Source organism: Paenarthrobacter sp. NPDC089322 (genome assembly GCF_040684895.1).
Taxonomy (GTDB): Bacteria; Actinomycetota; Actinomycetes; order Actinomycetales; family Micrococcaceae; genus Arthrobacter.
The window spans coordinates 71,615-84,983 of record NZ_JBFBGW010000001.1; the positions used below are offsets into that span (position 1 = coordinate 71,615).

Genomic DNA, 13,369 nt, shown 5'->3' on the forward strand with positions numbered 1-13,369 from the left:
ACGCGCGCCCCGAGGCTCAGTCGGGACGAATCTTTCGGCGTTTGGGGCCGAAACTACGAACGCCCTTTGTAGGGCGATTCGTTCGTGCAAAGCCACTACCACTCGCATGCACTTCGCATCTTCGCAGTCGGCGACGCAAGCCCGGCAGCGCCATCGCTCCACGGTCTCGGGGCGGTACCTCATCAACGGAAGCAGCTTGAGCAAACGGGCTGCCCAAAACACGGGGGAATGTCGCGGCTCCGGATAATCCCGTCCGGGCCGTATGGATTACAGAATTCAGGCATCCCAATGAAAAACAAGAAACTCACCTCGATCGGCGCGGCCGCAGCCTGTCTGGCTTTGGTCCTCTCAGCAACAGCTGCCCAAGCCAACCTGCCCGGAAGCCCCTTTGACGCGGCTGACGGAAACCTTGTCCTGAACGACGAAACACAGGACTGGGCCAACGCGCCCATCAGTTGCGTTGTTCCCATCTCCGGTTGCGGAATCGATTTGGACACCGGCCAGAACGACAATTCATTCGGCCAAGGCACCAAGGAAGACACAGAAGTCCCGTCCGTAGTGACCGGATCCATTCCAAACAACAAGAGCGACCTGCTCCGTTTCTACGCCTATTTGAAGACTGAAGCCAACGGTGACGACTACGCCTACCTCGCATGGGAACGCGTGCAGGAACCGACCGGCACTACCAACATGGACTTCGAGTTCAATAAGAGCACAGTGAAGTCCGCCAACGGCATTACGCCGGTCCGCACTGCCGGCGACGTCCTGATCAAATACGACCTTGCGCAAGGCGGGACCAACCCCGTTCTCGGTTACCACAGGTGGGTAACCACGGGAGACAAGTCGCAATGCGACTCGGCCAATTCCGTGCCTTGCTGGGGAACGGTCCAGGATCTGACCGGCGACTTTGAAGGCTCCATTAACAGCGCACAGGTCGTCGACCCAATCGCCCCGAACGCACCACGCAACTTGAGTGCCCGCACCTTCGGCGAAGCTGCCATCAACCTCACTGACGCCGGCATCATCCCGGCCGATTCATGCGAAACCTTCAGCGGAGCCTACCTGAAGAGCCGTTCCTCCGACTCCTTCACGGCAGCTTTAAAGGACTTCATCGCCCCGGTTCCACTGAATTTCAGCAAGTGTGGATCCATCAAGATCCGTAAGGTCACCGTGGGTGGCGACGCATCGTTCGGCTACACCACCACCGGTGGATTGACTCCGGCAACGTTCAACCTGAGCAACGGCGGTTTGCGGGACTTCGGCTCCTCGGTACCTGCCGGAACGTACAGCGTCACTGAAAGCACTTTGCCCTCGGGCTGGACGCTGACGGACCTGCAATGCACGTCATCCGGAACCGGCACGTCCACCAGCCGGAGCGGAGCTACGGTGAACATCGTCCTGGGATTCCAAGGCAGTGTTGACTGCACGTACACCAACACGGCCAAGGGAACCATCAACGTCCACAAGAGGGACGATGGAACAGGCAGTGGAGCGTCCCTGAGTGGCGCCGTCTTTACACTCTTCAACAACGCGGCCCCGCTTGAAACGCGTGGAGCGGAGGACACCACTACAGGACTCACCTGCACCACGGATGCCAGTGGAAACTGCTCCTTCACCGATGTCCTGGCTGGCGAATACTGGGTTGTTGAAACCACCACGCCCCCGGGCTATGACACAGCCGCAGACCAGCGGGCAACCGTTGGGGCGGGCGGTACGGTCAGCTTGACGTTCACGGATCCCCGCGACTTCAAGATCATCGTGCTCGTCTGCAAGTCGGCGGACAACTCGCTGTATCCGAGCACAGTGACGGTGGACGGCGTCGACCTAACCTCGCTGGGCACAGCACCGGCAGGTTTCACGGCCGCCCAACTGTGTGGCCTCGGCGGAGCTGCCTACGAGGACAAGAAGGTCGGCAACCACCCTGCCAATGTGGCGATCCCACAGTAACGGGAACGGTCACCTCTCCTGAATGAACAGTCAGGGTATCCCCGCCTCCGGGCAGGGATACCCTGCCTATGAGTGCGTCAGCCTGCCAATGCCCCCGAGCACAGCCTGCTGACGACCTCAGTGAGCATCGTCAGCCCCGCCACTATGTCCTCGTCCGTCGTGTATTCATGCTCGTTGTGGGAGATGCCGTCCACGCTGGGCACAAAGAGCATCACCGTGGGCACGATGTCCTTCATGTTGGTGGAGTCGTGCCCCGCGAGGGTCATGACTTCCTTGCTGGACAGTCCCAAATCGGCCGCGACCTTGGCCGCCAGCTCGACGCCCTCGGTCTGGTACGGCGTGACGGCCCAGGAGTGCGAATGGTGCTTCTCCACGGAGACGTTGGCAGCGCGTTCGATTTCGGCAATCCGCTCGTGCAGCAGGGCATCGGCTTCTGCGAGTACGGCTTCGTCGGCGCTACGCAGGTCCAAAAGAAGGTTGACGCGGGAGGGCACCACCACGGGCGAGTTCGGATAGACATTCAACTGGCCAACGGAAGTGTGCAGGACACCCGGGAACCTGTCGGCGAGTTCGCGGGCTGCCACCACCAGCATCGAGGCGCCGAGGAGGGCGTCTTTCCTGTCCGCAATCACGGTGGAACCGGTATGTGCTTGCTCGCCGTGGACCACGAATTCGTACTTGTTGGCCGCCCAGTTTGAGCTGACCAAGCCGATGGTGATGCCCTCTCGCTCCATGCTGCGGCCCTGTTCGATATGGATCTCGGCACAGTAAGCGGCCTCCGGCCCTTCATACGATCCCCTGCACCCGATGGCATCCAAGGCGTCCCGCACAGTAACCCCCGCAGTGTCCTGGGTGTTGAGTGCATCCTCGAGGTCCAGCTTGCCGGTGTAGACGGACGAGCCCATCATGGACGGCTTGAAGCGGCTGCCTTCCTCGTTGAACCAGTTGACGACGGCGAGGTTGAAGCTGGGCGCCGGAGCGCCGGCTTCCCAGCGCTCCACCAAGCGGAACGCAGCGTGCGCGGCAGCGAGGACCCCGTACGCGCCGTCATAACGTCCCGCCGTCGGCTGTGAATCCATGTGCGAGCCAACCACCACAAAGGGCGCTCCCGGGACTGCCTCGTACAGTCCCCACTGGTTGCCTGCGTGGTCGAACTTCACAGTGAAGCCGCGCTCTTCAAGGAGGCCGGTGAGCCAGCGGCGTTGTTCGCCGTCGGGGATGGTTGCTGCCTGCCGGTCGACGCCGCCGTTCTCCGTTGCACCGAAGGCGCTCATGATCCGGAAGTCCTGCACGAAGGCGGTGTCCTGGGCAGTGAAGCTTGTAGTGGTTGTCATGGTCTCCCCTATGAACTGTGGGTCGCTGAAACTGGGGCCGCTGAAAGATGGGCCGCGAATGGACTTTCCGGCGAAAGTGCCATGTGGAAGTCGGTTGATTGGTACGTGAAGCGGCCTCCGACGGCGGTGGCCAGGACCCGTAGTTCGCTGATGTCGGGTGCCTCCAGAGGTGAGGCGGACAGGACCGTGAAGTCCGCAAGTTTGCCGGGGGTCAGCGTTCCCTTCTCGCCCAGCATTCCGGTGGCGAGGGCCGCGCCGCTGGTGTAAGCCGCCAATGCCTGGAACGGAGTGAGCCGCTCCGCAGGATTTCCAAACACGGCCCCGGACGCTGTCCGACGGTCGACGAACGCCTGCATACCCCGCAGGACATTGCCATCAGCGACAGGCCGGTCCGAACTTCCGGCGAGTGTCACCCCGGCGTCGAGGAAGCTCGCTGCCCGGTAGGCCCAGGGCAGGCGATCCTGGCCGAGGGACGCTGTCATGCCGTCCCCGCCGTCGCGAAAGAAGCTGGCTTGGGGCGTGACGGCGATTCCGGCCTTTGCGAGGCGGGACAGCTGCTCGGGCCGGGTCATGGACGCGTGCTCAATTCTGTTGGGCACACGGCGTGGACCATAAGCGGCCTGGCAATCCGTGATGATGTCCAGTGCGAGGTCGATCGCGCGGTCCCCTATGGCGTGGGCGGCAATGGACCATCCTGCGGCATACGCGGCCTCCATGCGTTCCCGCATGTGGGCCGGATCCGCTTGGAAATACCCCACGTTTCCGCGGTTGTCCTTGTGTCCGTGGCTGCAGAATTCGTGGCTGACGGCCGCGGTTTCGCCCAAGAGAGAGCCATCCAGGAACACCTTCGCCGGCCCCAGAGACAGGTACTCGCTGCCGAACCCGCTGCTGATCCCGAGGTCCAGCCCTGCCGGAGCCGCCCCGGGACTGTCCGCAGCGTGACCATGCAAGGAATGCAGCACGTCCAGCACGGGCATGACCTGTGCCCGTGCATGCAGGCGGCCGTTGGACGCTGCCCGCTGGTAGGCAGCGAGTTCGGCCGGACTGTGGCCGATCCATCCGCCGCCGACGCCCGCCTCGGTGAAGCTCGTGATCCCCTCCGACGCATAGTGCAGAGTGGCCCGCTCCAGCGCCCCTTCGATGTCCTCCAGGGAGTACGGCAGGATCAGTTGCTGGATGAGCTCCTGGGCCGTCTCCTGCACGAGTCCCGTGGGTTGTCCCGCTGCGTCGCGGACTATCGCCCCGCCGTCGGGATCAGGGAACGACGGCGAGTCCGCACCTGCCAGCCGCAGCGCGGCAGTGTTGACCACCGCCATGTGCCCGGAGTTGTGGCGCATGAACAGCGGCCGGTCCCCCGTGATGTGGTCGAGCACGGCGATGTCCGGGAAAAGCCCGCCGTGCCGGGTCTGGCTGAAGCCGGTGGCAAACAGCCAGCCGTCACCTTCAGGCTCCGCCGCCTCGGACACGGCGGCGCGCAGCAGGTCATAGAGCTCCCCCAAGCCCCGGGCACCGGACACGTCCAGCTCAGCGAGGCCCAGGCCAAACCACGTGGTGTGGCAGTGGGCGTCGTTGAAGCCCGGTGTCACCGTGGCTCCGCCAAGATCAAGGACCTTGGCCGCGTCCACGCCGGAAAGGTCCTCATCGAGGCCCACAATACGGCCCTGCCAGATGCCCATTGACCGTGCCGCCGGCCGTTCCGGATCCATGGTGATGATGTCTGCGTTTTGCAGGAGAAGATCGAGTTTCATGATGCGTTCTAGCGGTGGGACGTGGTGACGGACTTGATGCGGGTGTAGTCCTCAAGTCCAAAGACAGAGAGGTCCTTGCCGGTGCCGGAGTGTTTGAAACCACCGTGGGGCGCTTCGGCAGGGATGACCTGGTGGCAGTTGATCCACACCGCTCCGAAGTCGAGCTCGTTGGCAACCCGGGTCACCACGCCATGGTTCTCCGACCACACGCTTGAGGCGAGTGCGTACTTGGTGCCGTTGGCGAGCTCCAGGGCTTCCTGCTCCGTGGCGAACGGCTGGACGGTCAGCACGGGGCCAAAGATTTCGTCGCACACCACCTCGTCAGTCTGGAAGACACCGTCAATGACTGTCGGTTCGAAGTAGTACCCGGTACCGGTGCGCTTCCCGCCGGCCAGGATCCGGGCGTTCGCGGGCAGCCGGGACATGAAGCCTTCCACGCGTTCCAGCTGCGCGGCGCTGTTAAGCGGGCCGAGATCTTCACCGACCGTCAACGCTGAGGCAGCGTCCGCCACCGCCGCAGCGAACTCTTTGTGAATGTCCTGATGAACCAGAACACGGGTAACGGCCGTGCAGTCCTGCCCTGCGTTGAAAAACGCGCCGAGGGCGATCTCCCGTGCGCTCCGTTGGATATCGACGTCGGCAAACACCACCGCGGGTGCCTTGCCGCCGAGCTCCAAGTGGACATCCTTGAGGGACTTCGATGCCGCGGACATGACCTGCGCACCGGCCCGGGTGGAGCCCGTGATGGACACCATTTCCGGGATCTCGTGGTCCACCATGGCAGCCCCGGCGTCCCGACCTCCGCACACCACGTTCACCACGCCGGCCGGGTACACCTGCTGGGCGAGCTCAGCCAGGATCACGGTGGACCAAGGGGTTGTGTCGGCTGGCTTAAGGACCAGGGTGTTGCCCGTGGCGAGGGCCGGGCCGACCTTCCAGATCGCCATCATGAAAGGGTAATTCCACGGAGTGATCTGGGCGACTACGCCAACCGGTTCGCGCCGGATGGTGGAGGAGAAGCCCTCGACGTACTCGGTCTGGGCCGTGCCGGACACCACCCGGCAGGCTCCCGCGAAGAAGCGCAACTGGTCGGCGCCGCGCAGGATCTCCAACTCTTTGGTCAGGGCTGCGGGTTTGCCGGTGCAGGCAACCTCGGCTTCGAGCAGGCGGTCGACGTTTGCCTCGATGAGGTCCGCGAGCTGCAACAGCAGCGACTGACGGATGCCCGGCGTCGTACGCTTGTAGTTTTTGAAAGCTGCCGCGGCAGCTTGGAAGGCAGCATCCACGGTGGCGGCGTCGCTGTCCGGGGCGGTGCCGATCTGTTCACCCGTGGCGGGGTCGAAGAACGGCAGGCTGGCCGCGGCGTCCACAGCCTGGCCGTTGATGATGTTCTGAAGCTGAATCACAAAAGGGGTCCTGACTCTTAGTTGGACGTCTTGGGCGAGCGCGTCGTGGGATCCTGCGGCAGGTGCAGCAACGCCGGGAGGCCGGAGTCCGCGGCACGGCGGAATGCCCTTGCGAAGTCTTCCGTGCGTTCCACACGCTCTCCGAAGCCGCCGTAGGAACGTGCCAAGGCGGCGAAGTCCGGGTTGGTCATGTGGGTACCGGAAGGCCGGTCCGGGTAGTGTGCTTCCTGGTGCTCGCGGATGGTGGCGAAGATGCCGTTGTCCACCACCAGCACGATGAACTTGGCACCGTAGCCCATGGCCGTGGCGATTTCCTGGCCGTTCATCATGAAGCAGCCATCACCGGCCACGGAGACTACCTGGCGGCCGGGATACACGAGGGACGCTGCCACGGCTGCCGGGATACCCATGCCCATGGCGCCGTTGCGGGGCGCGGCCAGGGAGTTTGCGGAGTTGTGCTCCAGGTAGCGCGCGGGCCACAGGGCGTGGTTTCCGGCGCCGAAAGTGAGGACGGCATCGTCGTCCAACTCTTTCTTGAGGACCTCCATGGCCACGCCGAGGTCAACGCCGATGCCGCCGTCGGGCTCTGGCGTCGCGAACTTGAGGTGGTCGGCGCGGGCGGTCGCGAACCAGCCGTCGTCCACCCTGCCGGCCGCCTCCACGGCTGACAAGGCACGGGCGAAGGCCGTGACATCCGCGATGATGTGCTGGTCCACCCTGCCGAAGTGGCCGAGGAGGTTGGCGTCGGCGTTCACCACAACAGTCCGGGCGTTGAGTCCGCGCTTGTAACCGTCGGACAGGACGTCGCCGCGGACACAACCAACGAAGATGAGCAGGTCGGCGTCGTCCAGCCTTTGGGCGGTCGCGTCGCTGCGGCCGTATCCGAGGAAGCCCGAGTAGGCGTCACTGCGGTGCGGAACGGCATCGTAGGCGCGGAAGTCCGCCACTATGGGGACGCCGTGGCGGGTCGCCCAGGTGGCAAGCTGCCCACCGGATTCCTGGGTCCAGCCTTCGCCGCCGACGACCACGAGCGGCCTGCGCGCCTGGTCCAGCTTTTGCTTGAGCTGCCCAAGGTCCGCGGCTGCCGGCTCCGGACGGGCAACAATTCGCGGCTCAACCGTGCTGTCCTCGACAGCGTGCACCAGGACGTCCTCCGGCAGGCCTATGACCACCGGGCCGGGCCGGCCGCTGAGCGAAGTGAAGATCGCATCGTCCACTACGCGGGCGGCGGATGCGGCGTCATCGAGGGTAACCACCTTCTTGGCGGTGCTGCCGAACCAGGCGTTGATGTCGAATTCCTGGAACGACTCCCGGCCGCGGTCCGCTACCGGAATCAGCCCGACGAAGAGGATCATCGGCGTGGCGTCCTGGTATGCCGTATGGACGGCGATGAAAGCATTTGCCGCCCCCGGGCCACGGGTCACCATGGCAACACCGGGCAGATCCGTCAGGCGGCCCTCGGCCAGCGCCATGAAGCCCGCACCACCCTCCTGCCTGGCCACCACGTTCCGGATGGTTGAGCCGTGGAGACCATCAAGGACGTCGAGGAAGCTCTCTCCGGGGACTGTATAGACGCGCTGTATGCCTGCCCGCTCAAGTTGCCGGACAATCAGGTGGCCTGCTGTGGTGGTGCTCAATGCTTCATTCCTTCTTCCTTGATGGAGAGGGCGGGCAGGAACAGGCCGGAGAGTGCGGTGAGCGCAGAGACGACCAGCAGGATGATGGCGCCGGGCCAGTAGGAGTTCCCGTTGGCGGCCACCAGAGCGGTAGCAATCAGGGGGACAAAGCCTGAGATGACGCCGGCGGTGTTCGACGTGATGGCAACACCGGTGTAGCGGACCTTGGTGGCGAACAGTGCGGTCAGGGCCGTGCCGGAAACAGCGTAAGGAATGGAGAGGACGGCGACGCCGATCATCATGCCGATGACTACAAGGAACGGGCTGCGGCTATCGATGGCGAGGAAGACCGGGATGGCGACCGCTGCGGATGCCACGCCACCCCAGAGGATAACCTTGCTGGCGCCGAACTTCTCACCGAGGCGTCCGGCCCAGATAAGCGCACCGATCTCCAACGCGGCGGCGAGGAGGCTGCCGAGCAAGAGCAACTCAGAGGGCAGCTTGAGGATCTTGGTGCCGTAGAAGACCACGAAGCTGGTGATGAGGTAGAAGCCGCCGATGCCCAAGAGTGCTGAACACATGCCCACGAGGATCTGCCGCCAGCTATTCTTCAGGACACCGCGGATGGGCGCGTGCTCGGTTTCGCCGGACTCCATGAGCGCCTCGAATTCAGGGGATTCGCTGAGCTTGCTCCGGATCCAGAGGGACACGGCAAGCAGCGGAATGGCGGCGATGAACGGGATACGCCACCCCCAAGCGTCGAAGTTGGTCTGGCCCACCAGGAACAACATGCCGAAGAATCCACCGGAGGACAGGATGGTGCCGATGGGCGAACCCACCTGCGGCAAGGCCGCGTACCGTGCGCGCTTCTCCACCGGTGCATTCTCGACGGCGATGATCACCGCGCCGCTCCACTCACCACCCACTGCGAGGCCTTGGACAATCCGCAACGCCACGAGGAGGATAGGGGCAGCGATGCCGATGCTCATGTAGTTGGGCAGCAGCCCGATCATGCCGGTAACGATGCCGATACCCACGATCGTGACCATCAGGATCTTCTTGCGGCCCACCTTGTCGCCCAGTGCGCCGAAAATGAAGCCGCCGATCGGCCGGGCAACGAAGCCCACTGCAAGTGTGGCGAACGAACCCATGGCTGCCACGAACGGGTCCTGCGACACGAAGAACTGGGCGTTGAACACCAACGCAGCGGCCGTTGTGAAGAGGAAGAAGTCGTACCACTCCAAGGCCGTACCCACCAGGGCCGCGAGGGCTACCTTCTTGGTGACGCTTTCGTCGATGACGCGTTTTGCCACCGGACTGGTGTCCGGGGCTCCGCTGACCGTGCTTGCCATTGATGCTCCAAAAGTGCGAAAACGGGACCGGGTACGTGGACCCGGAAGGTGATGTGGATTTTGTTGTGAGGGGGTTCACTCCACAGTGACTCACTCCATAGTGCCAGTAGTTTTTCCCAAAATAACTAGCGATCCACCACGCAAAAGTGCGGTTAGGATGTGTGAATGCACAATGTAGAGACATCTGGGCAGACCAGCCGCTGGAGCGAACTGGTGGATCAGCTTGATGGACGGCTCGATGAGCTGGCGCAAACCTTCACCACGCGGGTCCGTGAGATCCCCGAGTACGGCGAAAGCCAGGTGACGGTCCAGGAAATCACGGAAACGGCGCGGGAAACCTTCCGCCGCCTGATCCGGGGGCTGAAGAACGGGCGGGGCGAGGGCCGGGACGGCCTGCTCGATTTCGCCTCGGATCTGGGTTCCAAGCGGGCCCGGGCCGGAATCCCTCCGGAGTCACTCACCTCGGCCGTGCGCCTGGACTTCAGCATCCTCTGGGCCGAGCTACTGGAAATCGCCAAGCCCCAGGACGCCATCCTGCTCGCGTCCCGAGTGGACCAGGTGTGGCGGGTAGTGGACGAGTTCGCCACCCGGACACACACCAGCTACCTCACCGAGCGCGTCCGCATGGCCCAGGAAGAATCCAGCATCCAGCGGGAATTCATCGCACGCCTTTTCAACCAGAGCACTCCTTCCGTCGAAACCTCGGCGCAGGTGGGCTCTGCACTAGGCATCAACCCGGATTCGCGGTTCGCCCTGGTGGCCGCAAGCGGCGAACCCGGCGCCCGGCTGAGGGCGGCCGCATCCCAGTTCGGATCAAGCCAGCATTCCCGGCAGCGGCTGTTCCTGCACGAGTCCGGCGGCAACACCTACGTGTTCTGGGCGTTAACGTCAGTCCGTTCAAGGGGTTCGGGAACCCGAGGCGAGGCGCACGGCACTGAAGCCGCCGCGCAGCAGCTGCCGCCCGGCGTCGTGGATGTTCCCTGCGGCTACGTCCCCGAGGTCCTTGGCCTGCGGGCCCTCCCGGCAGCGGCCCGGACGGCTGAAAGCCTTGCGGCACTTCTCCGACCCCGGGACTCCGGACCCCTGTCGGCCGATTCGGCGTGGGCGCGGCTGGCCCAGCAGAACCTGCAGGACGCCGGCTTGGACCTCGCAGCGGAACTTGAGGAAGCCCTGGCCGACTGCAAGGGCGGCGAGCGCGAACGCCTGCTGGAAACCGTACAAAACTACCTGACCACGGGCAATGTCACACTGACCTCCGAGCAGCTGTTCTGCCACCGCAACACCATCTTGAACCGACTCAACCGCTTCCAGGAACTCACGGGGATCGACCTCGCAGTGCCCGCGAGCGCGGCGCGGCTGGTGGTGGCCTGGGCCTAGACGCAGATCTGGGCCGGTGTGTGTTCTCACATTCCCCTGGTGATTTTGCTGGGGTTTTTGCCATTGAAGCTGTGATCAGCAACACAGAATAGTTGTAGCTACCTTGCACCGGACACTCGTCCCCGCACCCATCCGGAGAATCTGATGGCCCAAACGGTAGATACCGATTCCGCATCCACAGCCAGGCTGGACCTCGCCAAGATGCGCAAGATTGCCCTCGCCAGCGTCATTGGCACCACCGTCGAGTGGTACGACCTTTTCGTCTTTGGAACAGCGTCCGCGCTGGTCTTCAACAAAATCTTCTTCCCCAGCTTCGATCCCATCGTGGGCACCATGCTCGCCTTCGGCACCTTCGCGTCGGCGTACATCGCCCGCATGGTGGGTGCCATCATCTTCGGCCACTTCGGTGACCGCTTGGGCCGCAAATCGATGCTTCTCGTCTCGCTCCTCACCATGGGAGCGGCGACATTCGCCATCGGCCTTCTTCCCGACTACCAGAGCATCGGGATCCTGGCCCCGCTGCTCCTCCTCCTGCTCCGCGTGATCCAAGGCCTCGCCCTCGGAGGCGAATGGGGCGGAGCCGTGCTGATGACCGTTGAGCACGCACCGTCCACGCGGCGCGGTTTCTACGGTTCCTTGGTGCAGGTGGGCGTTCCGGCCGGAACACTCATCGCCAACGTCGCGTTCCTCATCGTTGCTTCCACCATGAGCACCGACGACTTGCATTCCTGGGGCTGGCGCATACCCTTCCTGGCGTCCGTCCTGCTGGTGGCCGTCGGCATCTACATTCGCTTGAACATCGAAGAAACTCCGTCCTTCCAAGCCGTCAAGACCGCCGGCGCCAAAGCCAAAATGCCGTTCGCCTCGCTCATGGCCAAGTACTGGAAGCAGGTTGTGTTGGGCGGCGTCGCCACCCTCTCCACCGGCAGCACCTTCACACTGCTCGTGGCGTCAGGCGTCTCCTATGGCAAGAAGGAACTGGGCCACTCTGAGAGCCTCATGCTGTGGGTGGTCCTCGCAGCCTGCGCCCTCTGCTTTGTGCTCATCCCCTTCTTCGGCAAGCTCTCAGACAAGTACGGCCGCAAACCCATCATCTACGCAGGCGTTGCCGCCGAAGCGGCCTTGGCTTTCCCGATGTTCTGGCTCATGGACACCAAGTCCGTGGCACTGCTCTTCATTGCCTACCTCGCGATGATGACCGCTTTCGCCGCGAACTACGGCCCGATCGCCACTTTCCTTGCCGAGCTGTTCGGATCCAAGGTCCGTTACTCCGGCCTGTCCGTCGCCTACATGCTGTCCGGCCTGCTGGGCAGCGCAGCCACCCCGTTCATCACCACCTGGCTGCTGGGACTGACCGGCCAGAGCTCCTCGATCGCTTGGTACATCATGGCCGCCGCCATCCTGTCCCTGGCAGCACTGTTCGTCCTGACCGAGACCCGCCACGGCAACATCGACTCTGTCGACGAAGCACCCGCCGCTGTCGCTGATTCTCAGGAAGCCGGTTCCCCGAAAGCGGCGGCAGCGAAGTGACCCAAACCACCATCGCGCGCCTGGCCGGCATCCCCGGCCAGGCGCCCGCCGTCGGGCCCTTCTCTCCTGCGGTCATCGCCAATGGATTCGTGTTCACGTCCGGTCAAATCCCTGCGATTACCGGCCTGGACGATCAACCCGGCTCATTCGAAGGACAAGTACGCCGGACCATCGAGAACCTCGCCGGCGTCCTGCAAGCAGCCGGAACCAGCCTGCAACACGTCGTCAAGGTGAACACTTACCTGACCAAGCCGGAACAGCTCGAGGAGTACAACCGCGTGTACGTGGAGTACTTCGGCGACGCCAAGCCCGCCCGGACCACGGTGTGCGTGAGCCTGTGGGGTGTGTCCTTGGAAATCGAGTGCGTGGCCGTGCTCGTCCAGGGGGCCGAATGATTACCACACTGCTTCAGGACCTCGCGAAAGTCAGCTACCCCACCATCGGCCACTTCCTCGAAGACGGTTTCGTGGACCCGGCCATCGGCTCCCTGCTAGGTAACGTCAAGATAGCCGGACCCGCCGTCACAGTGCGGGTGGCCGACCACGACGCCATCGCAATCAACCGGGCGCTCCTGGCCCTCCGCCCCGGCGACGTGCTCGTGGTGGACATGCTCGGCGACCACCGGCACGCGCCCATCGGCGCCGTAACGGCAGCCGCCGCGATCGCCCAAGGTGCTGCCGCCGTCGTGATTGACGGAAGGGCGACGGACCTCCCTGAACTGCGGCAGGCCGGGCTGCCCGTATTCGCCCGCGGGACCACCTGCCTCACCACCAAGCAGTTGCGCGGAACGGGGTCGGCCGTCAACGTCCCCGTCCGCTGCGGCGGCGTCGAGGTCAACCCGGGTGACCTGGTGCTGGGCGACGACAACGGGCTGATCGTCCTCTCCCCCGAAACCGCCCGTGGAGTGGTGGAACAGGCGATGGCCTCGGACGCAGCCGAACCGGCGATCCTGGCCCGCATTGCCTCGGGCGAAGCCCTCGATTCGATCCTTGCGCTGTAAATTCCGCCCAGAGCGTGACTCCCCCGTGCCCGTTATGACACCAAGGGAACTTCGGCCGG

10 protein-coding genes are annotated in these 13,369 nt (G+C 64.0%); 5 read left to right on the plus strand and 5 right to left on the minus strand.

From position 1 onward, the window contains the following. Positions 1 to 288 precede the first annotated feature (288 nt). A complete protein-coding gene (locus AB0N65_RS00355; RefSeq protein WP_364156116.1) occupies positions 289 to 1,947 on the plus strand; it encodes a prealbumin-like fold domain-containing protein in 1,659 nt (552 codons plus the stop codon). A gap of 77 nt (positions 1,948 to 2,024) precedes the next feature. Here AB0N65_RS00355 and AB0N65_RS00360 read toward each other — a convergent pair whose 3' ends face one another. Genes AB0N65_RS00360 through AB0N65_RS00380 form a run of 5 tightly spaced genes read right to left on the minus strand, consistent with a single transcriptional unit; the run spans position 2,025 to position 9,403 of the window. After that, positions 2,025 to 3,281 (minus strand): M20 family metallo-hydrolase, encoded by a 1,257-nt coding sequence (locus AB0N65_RS00360; protein WP_364156119.1) that lies wholly within the window; start codon positions 3,279 to 3,281, stop codon positions 2,025 to 2,027. A gap of 8 nt (positions 3,282 to 3,289) precedes the next feature. Beyond that, the gene (locus AB0N65_RS00365; protein WP_364156122.1) at positions 3,290 to 5,029 is read right to left on the minus strand and encodes an amidohydrolase; all 1,740 of its coding nucleotides are present in this window, start codon (positions 5,027 to 5,029) and stop codon (positions 3,290 to 3,292) included. A gap of 8 nt (positions 5,030 to 5,037) precedes the next feature. Then, a complete protein-coding gene (locus AB0N65_RS00370) occupies positions 5,038 to 6,435 on the minus strand; it encodes a gamma-aminobutyraldehyde dehydrogenase (protein ID WP_364156125.1) in 1,398 nt (465 codons plus the stop codon). 17 nt (positions 6,436 to 6,452) lie between these two features. Further along, positions 6,453 to 8,072, minus strand: coding sequence for a thiamine pyrophosphate-dependent enzyme (locus AB0N65_RS00375; RefSeq protein ID WP_364156128.1), 1,620 nt, complete (start codon positions 8,070 to 8,072; stop codon positions 6,453 to 6,455). Continuing rightward, positions 8,069 to 9,403, minus strand: coding sequence for an MFS transporter (locus AB0N65_RS00380; RefSeq protein ID WP_364156131.1), 1,335 nt, complete (start codon positions 9,401 to 9,403; stop codon positions 8,069 to 8,071). The genes AB0N65_RS00375 and AB0N65_RS00380 overlap by 4 nt, the downstream gene beginning before the upstream one ends. 165 nt (positions 9,404 to 9,568) lie before the next feature. Between AB0N65_RS00380 and AB0N65_RS00385 the strand changes: the two genes are divergently transcribed. The 4 genes from AB0N65_RS00385 to AB0N65_RS00400 all read left to right on the plus strand — a co-directional run bounded on the left by AB0N65_RS00385 (position 9,569) and on the right by AB0N65_RS00400 (position 13,310). Continuing rightward, positions 9,569 to 10,780: a helix-turn-helix domain-containing protein gene (locus AB0N65_RS00385; protein ID WP_364156134.1), complete on the plus strand. Its 1,212-nt coding sequence runs from the start codon at positions 9,569 to 9,571 to the stop codon at positions 10,778 to 10,780. 144 nt (positions 10,781 to 10,924) lie between these two features. After that, positions 10,925 to 12,310, plus strand: a complete 1,386-nt coding sequence (locus tag AB0N65_RS00390; protein WP_364156137.1) for an MFS transporter — start codon at positions 10,925 to 10,927, stop codon at positions 12,308 to 12,310. Continuing rightward, positions 12,307 to 12,705: a RidA family protein gene (locus tag AB0N65_RS00395; RefSeq protein WP_364156140.1), complete on the plus strand. Its 399-nt coding sequence runs from the start codon at positions 12,307 to 12,309 to the stop codon at positions 12,703 to 12,705. Before AB0N65_RS00390 ends, AB0N65_RS00395 begins: the two co-directional genes overlap by 4 nt. Next, on the plus strand, positions 12,702 to 13,310 hold the full coding sequence (locus AB0N65_RS00400; RefSeq protein ID WP_364156143.1) for an RraA family protein: 609 nt from the start codon (positions 12,702 to 12,704) through the stop codon (positions 13,308 to 13,310). Before AB0N65_RS00395 ends, AB0N65_RS00400 begins: the two co-directional genes overlap by 4 nt. Positions 13,311 to 13,369: the final 59 nt, after the last annotated feature.

What these genes read in the sequence shown, in the direction of transcription:
- AB0N65_RS00355 (WP_364156116.1), top strand. Translation starts at nt 289, where the DNA reads ATGAAAAACAAGAAACTCACCTCGATCGGCGCGGCCGCAGCCTGTCTG.
- AB0N65_RS00360 (WP_364156119.1), bottom strand. Translation starts at nt 3,281, where the DNA reads ATGACAACCACTACAAGCTTCACTGCCCAGGACACCGCCTTCGTGCAG.
- AB0N65_RS00365 (WP_364156122.1), bottom strand. Translation starts at nt 5,029, where the DNA reads ATGAAACTCGATCTTCTCCTGCAAAACGCAGACATCATCACCATGGAT.
- AB0N65_RS00380 (WP_364156131.1), bottom strand. Translation starts at nt 9,403, where the DNA reads ATGGCAAGCACGGTCAGCGGAGCCCCGGACACCAGTCCGGTGGCAAAA.
- AB0N65_RS00385 (WP_364156134.1), top strand. Translation starts at nt 9,569, where the DNA reads ATGCACAATGTAGAGACATCTGGGCAGACCAGCCGCTGGAGCGAACTG.
- AB0N65_RS00390 (WP_364156137.1), top strand. Translation starts at nt 10,925, where the DNA reads ATGGCCCAAACGGTAGATACCGATTCCGCATCCACAGCCAGGCTGGAC.
- AB0N65_RS00400 (WP_364156143.1), top strand. Translation starts at nt 12,702, where the DNA reads ATGATTACCACACTGCTTCAGGACCTCGCGAAAGTCAGCTACCCCACC.